Source organism: Sphingopyxis sp. SE2, from assembly GCF_032227185.1.
GTDB lineage: Bacteria > Pseudomonadota > Alphaproteobacteria > Sphingomonadales > Sphingomonadaceae > Sphingopyxis.
Genome location: NZ_JAPMXW010000001.1, coordinates 3,800,725 through 3,817,967, shown reverse-complemented (window position 1 = coordinate 3,817,967; position 17,243 = coordinate 3,800,725). Strand labels below are relative to the sequence as shown.

The 17,243-nt window shown below is 63.3% G+C and carries 17 protein-coding genes and 1 tRNA gene; 14 read left to right on the top strand and 4 right to left on the bottom strand.

Annotated elements, in window-relative coordinates:
- Positions 1-51 precede the first annotated feature (51 nt).
- The gene (putA, locus tag OVY29_RS18210) at positions 52-3,147 is read right to left on the bottom strand and encodes a bifunctional proline dehydrogenase/L-glutamate gamma-semialdehyde dehydrogenase PutA (RefSeq protein WP_313911881.1); all 3,096 of its coding nucleotides are present in this window, start codon (positions 3,145-3,147) and stop codon (positions 52-54) included.
- Between the two features lie 97 nt (positions 3,148-3,244).
- Here putA and OVY29_RS18205 point away from each other — a divergent pair, with 97 nt between their 5' ends.
- The 11 genes from OVY29_RS18205 to mobF all read left to right on the top strand — a co-directional run bounded on the left by OVY29_RS18205 (position 3,245) and on the right by mobF (position 13,574).
- Positions 3,245-3,715: an Lrp/AsnC family transcriptional regulator gene (locus OVY29_RS18205; RefSeq protein WP_313911880.1), complete on the top strand. Its 471-nt coding sequence runs from the start codon at positions 3,245-3,247 to the stop codon at positions 3,713-3,715.
- Between the two features lie 87 nt (positions 3,716-3,802).
- On the top strand, positions 3,803-4,213 hold the full coding sequence (locus tag OVY29_RS18200; RefSeq protein WP_313911879.1) for an MbcA/ParS/Xre antitoxin family protein: 411 nt from the start codon (positions 3,803-3,805) through the stop codon (positions 4,211-4,213).
- A gap of 7 nt (positions 4,214-4,220) precedes the next feature.
- Positions 4,221-4,931, top strand: a complete 711-nt coding sequence (locus OVY29_RS18195) for an RES family NAD+ phosphorylase (protein ID WP_037553242.1) — start codon at positions 4,221-4,223, stop codon at positions 4,929-4,931.
- Between the two features lie 147 nt (positions 4,932-5,078).
- Positions 5,079-5,152, top strand: a tRNA-Gly gene (locus OVY29_RS18190).
- Positions 5,153-5,317: 165 nt separating this feature from the next.
- Positions 5,318-6,526 carry an integrase arm-type DNA-binding domain-containing protein gene (locus OVY29_RS18185; protein ID WP_313911878.1) on the top strand — a complete coding sequence of 403 codons (1,209 nt, stop codon included), beginning with the start codon at positions 5,318-5,320 and terminating at the stop codon, positions 6,524-6,526.
- A gap of 6 nt (positions 6,527-6,532) precedes the next feature.
- On the top strand, positions 6,533-7,393 hold the full coding sequence (locus OVY29_RS18180; RefSeq protein ID WP_313911877.1) for a hypothetical protein: 861 nt from the start codon (positions 6,533-6,535) through the stop codon (positions 7,391-7,393).
- A gap of 172 nt (positions 7,394-7,565) precedes the next feature.
- Positions 7,566-7,739, top strand: a complete 174-nt coding sequence (locus OVY29_RS18175) for a helix-turn-helix domain-containing protein (RefSeq protein ID WP_184101351.1) — start codon at positions 7,566-7,568, stop codon at positions 7,737-7,739.
- Between the two features lie 62 nt (positions 7,740-7,801).
- Positions 7,802-8,329, top strand: a complete 528-nt coding sequence (locus OVY29_RS18170) for a hypothetical protein (protein ID WP_313911876.1) — start codon at positions 7,802-7,804, stop codon at positions 8,327-8,329.
- Positions 8,330-8,536: 207 nt separating this feature from the next.
- Positions 8,537-8,905: a hypothetical protein gene (locus OVY29_RS18165; protein WP_313911875.1), complete on the top strand. Its 369-nt coding sequence runs from the start codon at positions 8,537-8,539 to the stop codon at positions 8,903-8,905.
- Entirely contained in the window at positions 8,902-10,803 is a 1,902-nt protein-coding gene (locus OVY29_RS18160; RefSeq protein WP_313911874.1) for a type IV secretion system DNA-binding domain-containing protein, read from the top strand. Before OVY29_RS18165 ends, OVY29_RS18160 begins: the two co-directional genes overlap by 4 nt.
- Positions 10,803-13,574 (top strand): MobF family relaxase, encoded by a 2,772-nt coding sequence (mobF, locus tag OVY29_RS18155; RefSeq protein ID WP_313911873.1) that lies wholly within the window; start codon positions 10,803-10,805, stop codon positions 13,572-13,574. Before OVY29_RS18160 ends, mobF begins: the two co-directional genes overlap by 1 nt.
- 52 nt (positions 13,575-13,626) lie before the next feature.
- Here the strand turns inward: mobF and OVY29_RS18150 are convergent, their stop codons facing one another.
- Positions 13,627-14,133 (bottom strand): hypothetical protein, encoded by a 507-nt coding sequence (locus OVY29_RS18150; protein WP_313911872.1) that lies wholly within the window; start codon positions 14,131-14,133, stop codon positions 13,627-13,629.
- A gap of 7 nt (positions 14,134-14,140) precedes the next feature.
- Positions 14,141-14,347 (bottom strand): hypothetical protein, encoded by a 207-nt coding sequence (locus tag OVY29_RS18145; protein WP_313911871.1) that lies wholly within the window; start codon positions 14,345-14,347, stop codon positions 14,141-14,143.
- 198 nt (positions 14,348-14,545) lie between these two features.
- Here OVY29_RS18145 and OVY29_RS18140 point away from each other — a divergent pair, with 198 nt between their 5' ends.
- Positions 14,546-15,466: a nucleotidyltransferase and HEPN domain-containing protein gene (locus OVY29_RS18140; protein ID WP_313912079.1), complete on the top strand. Its 921-nt coding sequence runs from the start codon at positions 14,546-14,548 to the stop codon at positions 15,464-15,466.
- Between the two features lie 24 nt (positions 15,467-15,490).
- Here the strand turns inward: OVY29_RS18140 and OVY29_RS18135 are convergent, their stop codons facing one another.
- A complete protein-coding gene (locus OVY29_RS18135; RefSeq protein WP_313911870.1) occupies positions 15,491-15,736 on the bottom strand; it encodes a hypothetical protein in 246 nt (81 codons plus the stop codon).
- Between the two features lie 291 nt (positions 15,737-16,027).
- Here OVY29_RS18135 and OVY29_RS18130 point away from each other — a divergent pair, with 291 nt between their 5' ends.
- Together OVY29_RS18130 and OVY29_RS18125 are read left to right on the top strand one after the other, a co-directional pair.
- Positions 16,028-16,519 (top strand): hypothetical protein, encoded by a 492-nt coding sequence (locus tag OVY29_RS18130; protein WP_313911869.1) that lies wholly within the window; start codon positions 16,028-16,030, stop codon positions 16,517-16,519.
- Positions 16,516-17,028: an RNA polymerase sigma factor gene (locus tag OVY29_RS18125; RefSeq protein WP_313911868.1), complete on the top strand. Its 513-nt coding sequence runs from the start codon at positions 16,516-16,518 to the stop codon at positions 17,026-17,028. Before OVY29_RS18130 ends, OVY29_RS18125 begins: the two co-directional genes overlap by 4 nt.
- The last annotated feature ends 215 nt before the right edge of the window (positions 17,029-17,243 follow it).

Sequence of the window (17,243 nt, the reverse complement as noted above, 5' to 3'; positions counted from 1 at the left end):
AGATCCCGGCCTTCGCCGGGATGACGAGGAAAGTAGAGGCCCGTCCCAGCCTCACCCCGCCATCAGCGCCGCATTGCCGCCCGCCGCGGTTATGTCGGTCGAGATCGACTTTTCCTCGGCGAAGCGGTGCAGGTAATGCGGACCACCGGCCTTGGGGCCCGTCCCCGACAGGCCGCGCCCGCCGAAGGGCTGCGAGCCGACGATGGCGCCGATCTGGTTGCGATTGACATAGACGTTGCCGACCGCCGCGCGCGCCGCGATGTGCGCCGCGACGCCGTCGATGCGCGTGTGGACGCCCAAGGTCAGCCCATAGCCCGAGGCGTTGATCGCATCGATCAGCGCATCGAGTTCGCCGCCCTTCCACGTCGCGACATGCAGCACCGGACCGAAAATCTCGCGCTTCAAGTCAGTTACATGGTCGAGCCGGATCAGGACGGGCGGCACGAAATGGCCGCCCGCGGGCATGTTCGTCCGCCCGGCCTCGGCGATCACGCGGCCCGCGGCGCGCGCTTCGGCGACATAGGCGGCGATGTTCGCCCGCGCCTCCTCGTCGATGATCGGGCCGACGTCGGTCGACAGCACCGAGGGATCGCCGATATTGAGCTCGGCCATCGCGCCCGCGACCATTTCGATCATCGTGCCCGCCACATCTTCCTGCACGCAAAGCAGGCGCAGCGCCGAACAGCGCTGGCCCGCCGACTGGAAGGCCGACGCGACGGCATCGCGCGCAACCTGTTCGGGAAGCGCGGTCGAATCGACGATCATCGCGTTCGCGCCGCCGGTTTCGGCGATCAGCGTCGCGATCGGCCCGTCGCGCCCGGCGAGGCTGCGGTTGATCATTCGCGCGACCTCGGTCGATCCGGTGAAGGCGACGCCGATGATGTCGTCGTGGCTCGTCAGCGCCGCGCCGACACTTTCGCCGCGGCCGGGAAGATAGGCAAGCACATCGCCGGGGATGCCGGCTTCGAGCAGGAGTTCGATCGCGGCATGGGCGATCAGCGGGGTCTGCTCGGCGGGCTTCGCGAGCACCGCATTGCCCGCGGCGAGCGCCGCCGACACCTGCCCGAGGAAGATCGCGAGCGGGAAGTTCCACGGGCTGATGCAAACGAATACGCCCTTGCCCTCGAGCATCAGCTCGTTGCGCTCGCCCGTCGGGCCGGGAAGCGCGACCGGGTAAGTGAAATCGGCGCGCGCCTGCGCGGCATAGTAGCGGAGGAAATCGACCGCCTCGCGCACCTCGGCGACCGCATCGACGAGAGTCTTCCCCGCTTCGTCGATCGCGAGGCCGAGAAACAGCGCGTCATGCTCCTCAAGCAGGTCGGCGGCGCGTTCGAGGCGTTCGGCGCGGAAGGCGCCCCCCGCGAGGCTCCAATTGTCGTGCGCCGCGCGCGCCGCGGTCACGGCATCGGCGACCGTCGCCGCGTCGGCCTCGATCACCCGCCCGACGACCGCGCCCGTCGCGGGATTCCGCACCGGCTCGGCCTTGCCGTCCCGCGCGACGCCGCCGACGATCGGCGCCGCGACCATATCGCTCCGCCGCGCCGCGCCGATCGCCGCGACCAGCGCCTCGGACACGCCCGGATCGCCAAGGTCGTAGCCGCGCGAATTGCGCCGCACCGGATCGAACAGGCCGAGCCCCGTCGCGATGACGGGCACCGCCGGGCTCGCCACGCTGCGCGGGTCGACCGCGAGCTGTTCGGCGCTGACGTCGGGGTCGGAGAATTGATGCACGAAGCTCGAGTTGGCGCCATTTTCGAGCAGGCGGCGGACGAGATAGGCGAGCAGATCGCGATGCGTGCCGACCGGCGCATAGACGCGCACCGGGCGCGGCGGCGGAAACAACGCTACGAGCGCGTCGTGCGCGCCCTCGCCCATGCCGTGCAGCCGCTGCAGCTCGTAATCGGCGCCCGCGAACAGTTCGGCGACGAAGGCGAGTGTCATCGCATTATGGCTCGCGAACGCCGGATAGATGCAGTCCTGACAGTCGCGCAGCAGCTGCGCGCAGCGCATATAGTTGAGATCGGTGTGGAGCTTCGCGGTGAACACCGGAAAGTCGCTCAAGCCCAGCGTCTGCGCGCGCTTGATCTCGGTATCCCAATAAGCGCCCTTGACGAGGCGCATCGACAGTTTGACCCCGCGCGCGCGGGCTCGCTCGGCCAGCCAGTCGATCACCGCGGGCGCGCGCTTCTGATACGCCTGGATCACGATGCCGAGCCCGGTCCAGCCATCGGCGATCCCGGCGTCGATCAGCGCCGCGAACACGTCCATATGCGGTTCGAGCCGGTCGCTTTCCTCGGCGTCGATCATCAGCGGGATGTTCACCGCGCGCGCCGCCTTCGCGAGTTCGATCACGCGCGGGATCAGCTCATCGCGCACGCGCGCTGCTTGCAGATATTCGTAGCGCGGGTGGAGCGCCGACAGCTTGATCGAAATGCCGTGGTTGGCGTGCGGATCGCCGGGCTTCGCGCCCTTGCCGATGCGCGCGATGGCATTCGCATAGCTGTCATAGTAGCGCGTGGCATCCTCGGCGGTACGCGCCGCCTCGCCGAGCATGTCGAAGCTTGCGAGTTCGCTCTTTTCCTTGTCGGCGCGCTTGACCGCCGCGTCGATCGTCTCGCCCATCACGAATTGCTGGCCGAGCAATTTCATCGCCGCGAGCGCCGCCTGGCGGATCACCGGCTCGCCCGAGCGGCGGATCATCGATTTGAGCAGGCTGAGCGGGTTCGCCTTGCTGCCCATTGCATCGAGCATCAACGTCGCAGAACCGAGCGACAGCCCGCGCGCCGACAGCGCAACGACCAGCGGGCTGTCGTCATCGTCGCCCTCGGCCCAGTGGCGTCCGGCGATCTTGTCGCGGATCAGCGCATTGGCGGTCGCATTGTCGGGGACGCGCAGCAGCGCCTCCGCAAGGCACATCAGCACGACGCCCTCTTCGGTCGAGAGGCGATAGCGGTTCATCAGCTGCGCGACGAGCGTCTCGCGCTCGCCGTCGGCCTTCGCCTTGCGGATCAGTTCGAGCCCGCGGCGGGTGACCGCCTCGACGCTCGCCGGGGAGGTTGCGAGCGCGGTCCGCAGACCGGCGACGATGTCGGCTTCGCTGCGGCGGGCCAAGGTGCGGAGGGGGGCGCGGTCGGGGCTTTGGGTCATGCCCCCTGTTACCATATCGCCGTAAGTCGATCCGACTTGTTTACGGGGATTCCATATACGAATTGACCAAGTTTTGGATTGATCCTAGTCGATTCACATGAAAAATAGCTCCTGGGCAGTCGAACTGGACGAATATGACCGCAAGATCCTCGCGATTCTGGGGCGCGACGGGCGGATCACTTTCACCGAGCTCGCGCTCCAGGTCGGCCTCTCGAAAACCCCCTGCCAGCAGCGCGTCAAGCGCCTCGTCGACAGCGGGCTGATCACCGGCTTCCGCGCGATCGTCGATCCCGCCAAGGTCGGGCTCGACCATGTCGCCTTTACCGAAGTCAAGCTGTCGGACACGCGCGAGGAAGCGCTCAAGCAGTTCAACAATGCGGTGCGGCGGATTCCCGAGGTCGAGGAATGCCATATGATCGCGAGCAGCTTCGACTATCTGCTCAAGGTCCGCACCCCCGACATCCGCCGCTATCGCATCGTGCTGGGCGAAAAAATCTCGAGCCTGCCCCATGTCGCAAGCACCTCGACCTTCGTTGCGATGGAAACGATCCTCGAATCGGCGCGCTGAAGGAATGGCCGCCCCGCGGATTCGCCATCCCAATTGACAATTGACGTAATTTATCTATATATACGCCAATTGTCATAGGAAAGGCTTATGCAACTCGTTGCCATCAAAAGCGCACCGCCACCGCCCGCTCTCCGCTTCTCCGATGCGGAAGTGCAGGCCATGCAGCGTGCGGTGATCCGGCTCTTCGACCATTGGGGCGTGACCGACGCGCAGGCGGCGGTGCTGCTCGGCGACATCGCCGTGCGAACCTATCAGCGTTGGAAGCAAGGCGAATATGGCCGCTGGACCGTCGATCTGGCGGCGCGCCTCTCGAACCTCATCGGCATCCACAAGGCGCTGCGGCTCCTCTATACCGAGGCGGACCGCGGTTATCGCTGGGTCAAGGCGCCCAACCGCGCCTTCGGCGACCGCTCGGCGCTCGAGATCATGCTCGGCGGCCAGCTGACCGATCTGATGCGCGTGCGCCGTTATCTCGACAGCTATCGCGGCGCGTGGTGACGGAGGGATGCCGGGCGCGCCGCTGTCCCGCGTCGACTGGCCGTCGGCCGTCCGCCTGATCGAAAGCAAATATCCGCCGATCGACCTGTTCGAAGATCTCGCCGAGCCGGAAGATTGGGAATTGCTCGCCGCGGCCGAAGCGAAGACGAACCCCCGGATCGCCGAGACGATCGGCAATCTCGACCTCGTGCCGGTCGAACGACGCGTCGCGGGACCGGGCGCGAGCTATGTGATGGCGCCCTTCACCCATTGCTCGCCCGACCGGCCGGGGCGATTCCATGACGGCCATTTCGGCGCCTATTACGCTGCCGGAAATTTCGAAACGGCGGTTGCCGAAGTCACCCACCATCAGGCCCGGCGCCTGCTCGACACCCGCGACGAACCGGGCTGGATCTCGGACATGCGCGAACTCGTCGGCGCCGTCGAGGCCGCGCTCATCGACATCCGGACGGGCGGCTTCGACGCGCTCCTCGCCCCCGACGATTACGCGCCGTCGCAGAATTTCGCGCGCCGGCAGCGCGACGCCGGCAGCGACGGGATCGTCTATCCCTCGGTTCGCAATCCCGGCGGCGAATGTGTCGCCGCCTTCTGGCCGGACGTCATCGCCAAGCCCGTGCAAGGCCGCCATTTTCGCTATCACTGGGACGGCGAGCGGATCGACATGATCCACGAGCTCGTCCTCGACGGATCGGGCCAGATATTCCGCCTCGAGGTCTAGCCGGGGCTCCATTTGGCCCCGGCGGCCTGCAAATCGAAATGAACCCATTGACCGGCGATCCGGATGGCGGCAAAGGCAGGTGCCTCGACCGCTGCGGTAAAACGAACTGTAAAACAGCGCGCCATGCAGCAGCTAAATGGTTGAAATGCGGGTGTAGCTCAATGGTAGAGCAGAAGCTTCCCAAGCTTACGACGAGGGTTCGATTCCCTTCACCCGCTCCATCTTGCTGCCCACGCGCAACCGCTGATGGTTGAAAAAACCCTGAAAATCCGCTAATTTTTGAGCATTCACTGGCTTCCGGTGATTGCCCATGATCGCGTGTAGCTGAACGATTCGGGGGCATATCCGGGGGCCTTTCCAAAGTCCCTGATTTGCGAGGCCCCCAAATGGCGCTCACCGACACCGCGATCCGCAAGGCGAAGCCAAAAGATAAGCCTTATAAGGTCTCGGATTCGGGCGGCCTTTATCTCTTGGTCAATCCGATCGGCAGCAAGCTTTGGCGCGTTAAATATCGCCTTCATGGAGTGGAGCGTAAACTGGCGCTCGGCGCTTATCCTGCAATCACGCTCGCCGAAGCGCGAGCGGCAAGGGATGATGCGAAGAAGCAGCTCGCCCATGCCGTCGATCCCAACACTGCCAAGCGGCAGGCACGAATCGCTGCGAGTATCAGCGCAGGCAACAGCTTCGCGGCGGTGGCCGAAGAGCTGATAGCGAAGCGAGAGAAGGAAGGTGTCGCACCCGCGACACTCGAAAAGCATCGCTGGCTTTTGCGTTTGCTGGGCGCAGAGTTCGGGCGGCGGCCGGTGGCCGACATCACGCCTGCGGAGTTACTCCACGAGTTGAAGAAGCAGGAACGGCGCGGGCGGCTAGAGGCGGCCAAGCAGGCCCGGGGTTTCGCGAGCCGCGTTTTCCGCTACGCCGCCGCTACGGCACGGGCCGAGCGCGATCCTGCACAGATGTTGCTCGGCGCGCTTATCCAACCGACCGTAAAGCATTTCGCGGCGATCACTGACCCATTGGAGTTTGGCGCCCTACTCCGCGCGATTGAGGGATATGTGGGTGATCCAGCAGTGATGCATGCGCTCAAGCTGACCCCACATGTATTTCAGAGGCCCGGTGAACTGCGCCAGATGGAATGGACAGAAATCGACTTCGCGAAGGCGGTTTGGACGTTGCCCGCTGCCAAGATGAAAATGCGCCAACCGCACGCGGTGCCACTGTCACGCCAGGCACTCGCGATTTTGGATAGTATGCGCGGGCTTTCTGGTAACGGCAAATATGTGTTCCCCTCGGTACGAACACGGGCGCGGCCTATCAGTGACAATACGATCAATGCAGCGCTTCGTCGTCTGGGCTATTCCAAGGAGCAAATGACGGCCCACGGATTTCGAACCTCCGCCTCGTCGCTGCTCAACGAGTCGGGCAAGTGGAACCCCGATGCCATCGAACGCGCGCTCGCTCACTTGGTCGCGGGGAGCATCAGGCGCATATATAACCAGTCGGCCTATTGGGCGGAACGCGTCGAGATGGCCCAGTGGTGGAGTGATTATTTGTGTCAGCTCCGTGATGGAGGCAATGTAGACTTCCCTCGCTAGGAGAAGATGGTGGACGACCGGAAGGAAGTATTGCCGCTCCGCGTCGTCGCGGCCCGCTTCATCAACGCCGATGAAGAGATCGGACTTGCCGAGCTTGACCGCATCACAGCGGATGCCTCACGCGCGATCCAGAAACGATACTGGATCTGGACGTCGTCGTTTATGATGACGGCATTAGTTACAGCCGGCGCTGTTCTCATTGGTGGCGCTCTTACGGTTGGCAAGGCGCCGGGCGCGGATTTGGCCACGCTGATTGGACTTGGCGGCGCCGCGTTGATGATCGCGATTGGAGCATCGTGGCGCGTGTTTCAGTATGGCGGGATGAAAGCGAAATCGCCCCAGAGCCCGGTTTACGCGGACCAGTCTGACTTGGCAGTTCGCAATCTGGAACGCCTGTTCGCCATTCTCCAGCTCGAATCGACGTCACGCCCCTTCTACTACTCCCGCAATGGCGCGCGCCGATATGTTGACCACCGCTACTTCTTCGGAAAGCTTCGCGCCGCGCATGTGGCCAAGGACAACACGATCCGCAGCGCATTCTTCGGCCCAGTCGGACTCTGGTTCGACCGCGAGCTATTCCTCGAGGCGGATGTAGACAAGCTTATTGCTGACGCCAAAGCCGAGCCAAATCGCGCCGGAGCGCCCAAGAAATATGATTATACCGACGCGGTCATCTCATTGATCGAGCATCCCGAGGTGCAGGCGATCGACATCACCAAGAAGCGCGGAAATCAGACCCGAATTATCGAGCTGCTGGAAGATTGGTATGACAGCCGCCGCCGTGAAACCCCAAGCAGAACGCAGCTTTCCTCTTACGCAAAGCAGATTCTGGAGACGATCGCGAAAAATCGCTCGTCTAAATCCTAGCCTGAATTACCGAGAAACCACGCAATTGCGCGGTGTCCAATCGGGGCCAATTACCGGGGAACGGCCACGAACGGCGGATTTCTGACGAAAACGCACACCGTTCGAACTGCCCGCGCTTAGCTGCAAATGATCCTGTCGCCCGCCGCATCGCGGCACTCCAACGGAGGCGACAATGGATGAACTCGCATACTCGATTAACCGCACGGCCAAGGCGCTCGGCGTCGGCCGGAGTACAATCTACAAGCTCATCAAGACCGGCCAGGTCGATGCGCTGAAGATCGGCACGCGAACGCTGATCACGACCGCATCCATCGCGCGGCTCACCGAGGCTCGCCCCGAGACTTGATACCGACGCGGCGAATTGCCGCCCGCGCATCCCGATCACATCTCGATTCAGGAGGACAAGACATGTCCGTTCTTCGCAACGCTCTTGCTCGATTTTTTTCTTGGGGCCGAAAGCCCGACATGCAGATCGACGCAGATGTTCAGACCGCCGTCTACATGTGGCCGATCATTAAAAAGTTGCTCGCCCACGGCGAGGACGGTGACACGTACCGCGCCGCCGTCAATTTCTGGCGCTACGCCGAGCGGCCACCGCTGGCAGTCTACGATGGGGACGTGAGCCACTGCCACATCGATGGTCCGCTTCAATTGGCGGGCGACTTTGCGCTTCCCTTGGGCGGAGAAATCTTCAGCCGCGGCGTCACGATTGCCCTCGATCCCTTCGAGGCAAACGACCTTCGCGAACATATGCGGGCCGCTATCGAGCGCGCCATTCTCGCCTGGCTTGCGGACAATGGTCGCCGCGAATCTCCACCGGCAAAAAATCCTTACGACCGCCGAACGGCAGACCGCAAAGCGAAGGCAATGATCGCCGATTGGGCCGCTCGCAAGGGAGCTAGGCGCCCCGTCACGGAGGGCCCGGATCATGTCTGAATCGGTCGCCTTTGACGCAAGGTCGCAGGGCCGCGATGCTACGCATCGGACCCGTAATTTGGATACACACCTCACGCACGGGTGCATCCAGCTTTTCCGCCACTTTTCGAGGGTGCGATCAGAGTGCGCTCCTCCATTGCTTCGCCGAAGTGACGCTATTCCGCCAAAATCCGAGGGTGCGATCCGCACCCTCAGGGAGGCGGTGCGATGAAGACCGTCCAACATTCCATCCGCCTGCCCGTGGCCCTCGACACGGCGCTTCGCGCACTCGCCGACCGGCAGGGAAAGACGGTTTACGCGATGCTTCGCCGCTGCGTGAAGACAGGGATCGACGGGCAGGTAAATCCCGCCGTCAGCAGCTCCGACGATCGCGAAATGGTCGCCGAGGTGGCGTCGATCAGCGCGCGCCTCACCGATGTCGAACGCCTGCTCGACCGCACCCTGCACACAGCCTGCGCTGCCTATTGCTATGCGCGCAGCGCGGCGAAGGGAGGCGGCAAGAGCGACGAGGTCATCACCGCCGAGACTCAGCGGGCTTACGACCGGCAACGGGCGGCGGCGGAGGAACGATCATGAGCGAGCCTCACGATCTCCGGCTTCATGCCGAGACGCTGCGGCGTCATCTTCGTTACAGTCAGACGCGGCGGTTCAAACGACAGTTCGCGATCATGGTCTCGTCGATCGCGCTCTGCGGTTTGGCGGCCCCCTATCTAATGCTCGACCCGAGCATCCTTCGGGACACCGGCACCCACTATCACGCGAAGATGCTGTCATGGTTTTCCGGCAGCGCCGGCGGCGATCCCGGTATGGTGATTCATTACGAGGGCGCGGACTATCTGACGCCCGCCCGCACGGTCGCGACCGATCCATATTTTGTCCGCCGGGCGAGCATCGCCAAGTCGTTCGTCATGCGCGGCGCCATGCTGGGGTTTGTCGCGTGGCTCTCCGGCCTGTTCCTGCTTCGCGATGTCGCCGCGCGCAGGCGCGAACGCGCACTTCGCGATCGCGTGATCGACGGCACCAGGGTGACGAGCGAGAAGGAGCTTGTGAAGCTAGCGCGAACCGAAGCCGGTGCACGGCCGCTGGCGATCGGTCCCGTCCCCTTTCCCCGTCGCCTCGAAACCCGGCACATGGCGATGGTCGGCACGACCGGCAGCGGCAAGACGACGGTGCTGCGCCAGATGCTCGACGGGATCGCCGCCCGCGGCGAAGCCGCGCTGGTCTATGACACCAGCGGCGAGTTCATCGCCCACTACTTCCGGCCCGAGTGCGGCGACATCATCCTCAATCCGTTTGATGCCCGCTGCGTCTATTGGTCGCCCTTCGCCGAGATCGCGCATCCCGCCGACGCCGATCGCATCGCGCAGCAACTCGTCACGGAGACCAGTGATAAGGACAAGGATGTCTGGCTGGAGACCAGCCGCATCCTCGTCGCCAACATGATCCGCGAACTTTGGAGAGAGGAAAGATGCACACTGCTCGATCTGCACGCGGCACTGAAGACGCTGGGCAAGGAAGAGCTCAAGACCTGGCTCAAGGACACGTCGTCGGCGCGCACTTTCTCCGACGACGCCGACCGGGCCACAGGCAGCGTGCTCTTCATGCTCGCCAAGGCCGCGAACCTGATCCAGTTCCTGCGGATGCCAGAGGAAGGCGAGAAGGTCTTTTCGTTCCGCGACTTCATCGGCGGGCTCGACGAAACGAAAGGCGCCAAGCCTTGGATCTTCGTCCCGCGAAAGGAAGAACAATTTGCGGCGCTGAAGCCGCTGCTCGCCTGTTGGCTCGAATGCGCCGCGAGTGCCATGCTTGGCCTTGCTCCGTCACCCGATCGGCGCGTCTGGTTCCTGCTCGACGAGCTTGCCGACCTGCCCCGCGTCGACAATCTGACGCGTCTGCTGCCCGAGGGCCGCAAGTTCGGGGCAGCGGTTGTGCTGACCTTCCAGGGCGTCGGGCAGATGCGGCATCGCTACGGCGACGATCTTGCCGAATCCATGCTCGGCTGCTGCAACACCAAGCTGTTCCTCCAGATGGGCGATGGCGAGTCCCGGCGCTGGGCGAGCGACACGATCGGCACCTGCGAGGTCGAGGTCCAAACCATGACCGGCGCGCTCGGCGACGGCGACGACAAGCCGCGGATGACGCTCGGCCGCCAGCGCAAGACCCGTCCCGCCGTGTTCGAAAGCGAACTCCGTCTTGCACGCTATGAGGGCTATTTGCTGTTCCCCGATGGGCTTCCCGTCGCACGCATCGCGCTCACTGCCGACCATATCGAGAAACGCGGCGAGCCGCGCCAGCCAGCTTTTGTTGCGGCGAACCCGGAGACGACCCTCTGGCACCGGCCATTGGAGGCGGCGCCCAAAGAAGAGCCAGATAGCGCAGTGCCATCACCGGCCGAGGAGCCGGTCGCCGAAAAGCCGAAATCAAGGAAGAAGTCGTCGGCACCCCCGCCCGCCGACGATGGTGGACCAATCTGATGGTCGCGTCGGTATCGGCGCTGACGAGTTCGGCGCAAGCGAGCAGCTATTATGAGGCCGACGATTATTACGCCGAGGGCGGACTATCGCCGTCCGAATGGCACGGCAAAGGCGCCGAGGAACTTGGTCTGTCGGGCGATGTTGACCGCGACCGATTTCGAGAACTGCTCGACGGCAAGGTCGCGGGCCAGCAACTCGGCACGGTTCGTGACGGCCAGCTCAAACATCGGCCCGGCTGGGATGTGACCTTGAGTGCCCCCAAGTCGGTGTCGATCATGGCCGAGGTTGCGGGCGACCGGCGATTGATCGAGGCACATGGGCAGGCGGTGAAGACCGCGCTCGCGCATGTCGAGGCGCATATGGCCGCGACCCGCGTCCGGCATGGCGGCAGCGTGGCGCGCGAGGGCACCGGCAATCTCATCGTCGCGAGCTTCCAGCATGGGACGAGCCGGGCGCAGGACCCGCAGCTCCATACCCATAATGTCATCATGAATGCGACGCAGGGCGACGATGGCTCGTGGCGCAGCCTGGAGCCCCGCGCCATCTATCAGCTCCAGAAACAGATCGGCGCCATCTACCGGCAGGAGCTTGCCTTGAATGTCCGCGAGCTCGGCTATGAGATTGCACCGGGCAAGGAGTCGATGTTCGAGATCAAAGGCGTCTCGGCGGACGTGATGGCGGCGCTCAGCACGCGCAGCGCCGAGATCGAGGCGGCGCTCGGCGAGCGCGGCACGTCTCGCGAAGAAGCCAGCGCCGCCGAAAAGCAGGTGGCTGCGCTTGATACACGACAGGCGAAGATGGCGACCGACCATGGCACGCTTGTCGCCGACTGGCGCGCGACCGCCGACGGGGCTGGGTTCGATGCCGATGCGCGGCTGGCGTTGGTGCGCGAGGCCGAGGGCAGGGTAGCGAACGGCCTTCACCTTCCCGATGCATCGATCGCCGATCGCGCCGTCGCCCATGCCGCCGACAAGCTTGGCGAGCGGCAATCAGTGTTCCCGGCGGCAGTGCTGCATGAGGAAGCGGGGCGGGTTGGCCTTGGCAGGGTCAGCTATGCCGATATCGGCGACGCGATCGGGCGGGCGGCGAAGGAGGGCGAGCTGGTCGACCGCACTTTCCTCGATCGGCGGGGCGCCGCGTTCGCCGGGTTCACGACCCGCCAGAATATCGCGGCCGAGAAGACGCTGCTTCGTATCGAAGCGCACGGGCGCGGTGTGCTCGCGCCGATCGCCTCCCCGCTCGCTGCCGCCAAGGCGGTCGCGGGCGCGGCAGCGCAGGCGGAGCGGTCCGGCTTTGGCTGGAACGCTGACCAGAAGGCCGCGACCGAACAGCTCCTTACCAGCCGCAATCGGATCACCGCGGTTCAGGGCTATGCTGGCACCGCCAAGACGACGACGGTGCTCGCCACCTTCGCGCGCGAGGCCGAAGCGCGCGGCGTGTCGGTAGTCGCGCTGGCGCCGACCGCATCGGCTGCGATGACACTCGGAGAGGCGCTCGGCACGCGCGGCGATACCGTGGCGCGCCATTTGCTCGTGCCGGAAGGTTCTGCGTCTTGTCAGCCGGTCGCATGGGTCGTCGACGAAGCCTCGCTCTTGTCGGCGCGCGATACCGCGCGGCTGTTCCATTTGGCCGAGCAGCATGATGCCCGCGTCATCCTAGTGGGCGACGTGAAGCAGCTCGGATCGGTCGAGGCCGGCGCGGCCTTCGCGCAGCTTCAGAGTGCCGGCATGCAGACAGCCACGGTCGGCGAAATCGTCCGGCAGAGCAATGCGGCCACCAAGGATGCGGTGCTCGCGTCGATCGAGGGCGATGCGAAGAAGGCGCTCGCCGCGCTCGATCGCGGTGGCGGCCAGATCGTCGAACATGCCGATCGCGCCAGCCGCTTCGTAGCCATCGCCGAGCGTTATGCCGGGCTCGACAAGGCGGCGCGGGCGCGAACGCTCGTGATCGAGCCATCGCGCGACGGGCGCGATGCGTTGACGGCGGACATAAGGGCGGCGCTGGTCAAGTCGGGCGTGCTTTCCGGTCCCGCCGTCGCCATCGAAAGTCTCGTCAACAAGAGCCTCACCCGCGCCGAGGCACGCGATCCGCTGAGCTACGACCGGGGCGATGTCGTGCGGTTCACCCGCGACTATGCCGACAAGGGCGTCGCGCGGGGCGAAGCCTATCGTGTCGAGGCGGTCGATCCGGCGAAGGCCGCCATCACGCTGAGGTCCGAGGATGGACTGGAGGTCGACTGGCGACTTCGGCAATGGGGCGCCGGCAAGGTGCAGGTGTTTGCAACGCAGAATATGGACCTCAGGACCGGTGACAACATCCGCTTTACCCGCAACGATCGCGACGCCGGGCGGATCAATGGAGCGCGGGGCGAAATTACGGCGATCGACGGACAGGCACGGACCGCGACGGTACTTGGCGCTCGCGGTCAGGTGCAGACGCTCGACCTCGATGCTGCGCGCGACCGGCATGTCGCCCACGCTTATGTGGATACCGCCTTCGCGGCCCAAGGGCGCACTGCCGATCATGTCATCATCCACGCCGACAGCAAAGCAACTAATCTGGTCGACCAGAAGAGCTTCTACGTCGGCATCTCGCGAGCGAAAGAGTCGGCGACGATCGTCACCGATAATCGCGCAAGGCTGGTTTCGGCGATCAATGAACGCGCTGGCGCCGTGCAGACGGCCATCGAACAGGCTGCGTCGCCGACGGCCGACGCTCACAAAGTGGCGGGCTCGGCATTATCTAAAAACCTTGCGGCATTTGGACTTTGACCTCTTCAACCGAGATTGCGCTGACAGAGAGCATTTCCACCTGTGGTCGCAGTTACGGCAGGTGCAGACCCCACTCGGCCCGCCACCATTCTCGGTTCTCGATTGTGTCGACCACCCTGCAGTCGAGGCGGTCCAACGCCGGATTCGAGATCATCGAGAAGGCAAAAGGAATCTTGGAAAGCCACCCAAGTGACGATTGTAACTCTTCCCAGGAGATCGAGTGCTTCGAGCCGTTCAACTCCCAGCTCAACGAGGCAGGGGCGTCGCCGACCGACCCCATAATTCCGATCAGGCCGTGACAAATCCCGTTGCGAATATCCAGCTGCCCCTGAAGCTGCAATCTGAGAGTAGCCGCTAGCAGGGAGCACAGCGTGTCGGATGGCTGGGCCTCGACGACCGCGCCTTCCCAAGTTCCTATAACGGCTTTGATGCCGTGTGCCTTGGCCGGGAGGAATCCCAAGAGACGGACGACGTCATCGCGAGCAGACCGTTCAATCCTGGACCAGAGTAAAATCAGCGATCCTATGGCGCCGCTCATCTGATTGAATGTCACATCCAATAGCTTTTCATCCCTGCTGGCGAATGCATCGCAGGTCGGGCCAAGACCACAAAGGCTCAGCGACCATCTCTTCTACGTGCGCGCTCGTTTCTGGCGCGATCGAAGGCGGAGCGGGAGGGTCAAATAGTTCGTCGAACACGTCGCCGAACCAGCGTTCGAACACGGCAATCTCCACTTCTGTGACGGGAACCGGATCGGGCCAATCGTCGACCACATTCCACCTTGAGAGGTCATGTTTCGGCGGTCTGCCCATGTATTTTCCTCGCCCATGCTTAGAGTCAGGTTGCTGACCCTGCCCAGGTTTCAGGGTCTTGCCAATTGCCTCTCCGAAAAACGGTCGTCGGCAGAGCTGTACACCGGCTACCCGATTGTCCTTGCCAAACCACTACAGTTTCTCGAAGATTCGATGATCATGCGAACAGACGTTGATCACCTTCCTGCCGCCAAGCAGCGCGAACTTGAACGCGTCGTCGAGACAATCTTCGAGGAGTTTCGGGGCGCGACCGAAAATGCGACCGGCCCGCGGAAGGGCGCGCGTATTCTCAAGATCATCCTGTTCGGCAGCCACGCCCGAGGCGATTGGGTCGATGCGCCACTGTCCGCCAACCAGTATAAATCTGACTTCGACATCCTCGTCATCGTCAGCCAGAAGGAACTGACGGATCGTGCCGCCTATTGGGCCAAGGCCGAGGAACGTCTAATCCGCGCCTACACGATCGAGAAGACCCTCCACACCCCGGTCAATTTCATCGTGCACAGCTTGCACGAGGTCAACGACGGGCTCTCGCACGGGCGCGTCTTTTTCATGGAGGTCGCGAAGGACGGTATCGCGCTATACGAGGCCGATGATCGTGAATTGGGGGCACCGAAACCCAAAACCGCCGAGCAGGCGCTTGATGCTGCCCGAGAGTATTTTGAGGAATGGATGCCGAGTGCAGCGGGCTTTTTAGATACGTCGAAGTACGCGCTTAGCCGAGGCAGGCTGAAGGAGTCCGCCTTTCAGCTTCATCAGGCAACCGAACGACTATACGGGTGCTTATTGCTCACGCTAACCTTCTACACGCCATACAATCACAATATCGCATTCCTGCGGTCGCTCGCCGAGGGGTTGGATCGCCGTCTTTTCGGCATTTGGCCGGAGGATACGCATCGCGAGCGATCGATGTTCCAGAAGCTGAAGGAAGCCTACACCAAGGCTCGCTATTCTAAGCACTACAAAATTAGCGAGGACGAACTGTTATGGCTAGGCGAACGCGTCGAGGAACTCGGCCGCGTCGTCCATCAGGTTTGTTCTGAGAAGATCGCGGTGCTTGAGAGAGCAGCCCGAAAGTAAGCACGGGATCGGGACCCGCATCGCTCAGGCATCCGACTCTTCCTCTGCGCAGTCCGCGACCGTCACGCGGACGAGCCGAGTATCGCCGATTTGCTCGTATTTGCCCCGCTGATATTTCGTTTCGCCTGCGCCCCAAATCGTTCGCCAACCATAATCCTGGATCGCTTCATGCGAACCGCTTACGACAACGGGGTTGCCCTTCAGGTCCTTCCCAGACCTGTTCGTCCCAAATTCCGTGTCCACTTCACGACCATCTGGTATCAGTGCCACGGGGGCCTCCTTACTAATTGCACTAAGCAATATTGGCAGGCAGTCGGCGCTCGTCAATCTCTCAGTGAACTGTCCGCTGGGCCTTGTCACTTGCCGAGCGGCGGTGATTCTGGAATAATCCACCGCACGGAACGGAACGACTGGCGGCCATTCCGGGGATTATCCTGCCAGGCATCATGTAGGTCCGGCCGCGTGTCGGACGGTTGCTGATAGCCGCTCTGGCGGCACCACAGCGAACACCGCTTGCCCATCCGCGCCCAATCGCGCGGACCGCCGCGGTGCGAGTTGCAAATGACACCCCCAACAACCGACGTTTACGCGCGCGAGGTCGTGATGGCGCGCGTCGGCCATCTCATCCGGCGCAAGCAGCGCGAAATCGAGCGCATCACCCGCATCCTGCGTGGCCTGTTCGATCCCTCGCAGGTTCAGGCGCCCGAGCCGGGACAGGTCAAGCGGATCATCCTGGTCGGTCCCTATGCGCGGCGATCCTGGTACGAAGACCGCCGGACGATCGAATTTTCCGATTATGAATTCTGGGTCGTCGTCAATCATCCGCTTTTCACTGACGAACTTTGTTGGCGGCGCGCGCGGGCGACGATTGACCGCGAACTGAGCAATCGCTGTGCCGTTGATGTCGAAGTTTACTCGAAGTCCGACATCCGCGCGGCGAAGTCCGAACGCGACACTTTCATCCTCGACCGGATCGAGGCCGGTATCGCCCTTTACCGCGCTGCGCGGGATGCGCCGCTGCCCACCCGAGGCAATCGGGAGGAACGGCCATGACCACGCCCGGTCCGTTCGCCTCCTTCGATCAATTCTACCGCCTCGAGAACCGGCGGTTATTCCACTTCTTCAGGCGTCGCGTGGGCCGCGAGGAAGCCTCTGATCTCACGCAAGAAGCATTCACGCGCATGTTGCGGACCGGCGCATTCGAGCGGGTCGAAAATCCTCGCGCCTACCTCTTCCGTGCTGCGCACAATCTCGTGATTGAGCGCGCACGTCAGAACGAACGCAAGGGAAAGGGGTTGTTCCCTTTCGATGAAGGTCGTGACGCGCCAGCCGGTCCGGAACAGATGTTGGCGATGGAAGCATCGGATTTGCGGCGGGGTTTACGACGCGTGCTTCTTGCGATGCCCCGTCGCACGCGGCGCATATTCTTGATGCATCGGTTGCGTCGCCAGACTTATCGGGAGATCGCGGAAGAAATTGGCATCCGGGAACAAGGGGTTGAGTATCATATGATGCGGGCGCTCGCGCGGTGTCGAAAGGCGGTTGCATTTCAACAGTGGTGACTGGATCGCATGGCCCACCGAGGGCAACCGGGACCAACTTTAATATGTGTCCGCCGCCGTGCCTACGACTGGATCATATTGAAATGCGCGAGGGCGGCTTCGATCGCCGGGCGCCGGTGTGCAGGGCATGGATACCGGCGGTCGTTCTGAACGAGGCGGGTCGATGCAATCCTGTCGGTTAGCCCGAAGTCGCTTTTCACATGAGCGATCCAACA

Coding starts and splice junctions, on each gene's coding strand:
- OVY29_RS18185 (WP_313911878.1), top strand. CDS start 5,318: ATGGCGCTCACCGACACCGCGATCCGCAAGGCGAAGCCAAAAGATAAG.
- OVY29_RS18195 (WP_037553242.1), top strand. CDS start 4,221: ATGCCGGGCGCGCCGCTGTCCCGCGTCGACTGGCCGTCGGCCGTCCGC.
- OVY29_RS18205 (WP_313911880.1), top strand. CDS start 3,245: ATGAAAAATAGCTCCTGGGCAGTCGAACTGGACGAATATGACCGCAAG.
- putA (WP_313911881.1), bottom strand. CDS start 3,147: ATGACCCAAAGCCCCGACCGCGCCCCCCTCCGCACCTTGGCCCGCCGC.
- OVY29_RS18140 (WP_313912079.1), top strand. CDS start 14,546: ATGCGAACAGACGTTGATCACCTTCCTGCCGCCAAGCAGCGCGAACTT.
- OVY29_RS18200 (WP_313911879.1), top strand. CDS start 3,803: ATGCAACTCGTTGCCATCAAAAGCGCACCGCCACCGCCCGCTCTCCGC.
- OVY29_RS18175 (WP_184101351.1), top strand. CDS start 7,566: ATGGATGAACTCGCATACTCGATTAACCGCACGGCCAAGGCGCTCGGC.
- OVY29_RS18170 (WP_313911876.1), top strand. CDS start 7,802: ATGTCCGTTCTTCGCAACGCTCTTGCTCGATTTTTTTCTTGGGGCCGA.
- OVY29_RS18160 (WP_313911874.1), top strand. CDS start 8,902: ATGAGCGAGCCTCACGATCTCCGGCTTCATGCCGAGACGCTGCGGCGT.
- OVY29_RS18180 (WP_313911877.1), top strand. CDS start 6,533: ATGGTGGACGACCGGAAGGAAGTATTGCCGCTCCGCGTCGTCGCGGCC.
- OVY29_RS18130 (WP_313911869.1), top strand. CDS start 16,028: ATGACACCCCCAACAACCGACGTTTACGCGCGCGAGGTCGTGATGGCG.
- OVY29_RS18165 (WP_313911875.1), top strand. CDS start 8,537: ATGAAGACCGTCCAACATTCCATCCGCCTGCCCGTGGCCCTCGACACG.
- mobF (WP_313911873.1), top strand. CDS start 10,803: ATGGTCGCGTCGGTATCGGCGCTGACGAGTTCGGCGCAAGCGAGCAGC.
- OVY29_RS18125 (WP_313911868.1), top strand. CDS start 16,516: ATGACCACGCCCGGTCCGTTCGCCTCCTTCGATCAATTCTACCGCCTC.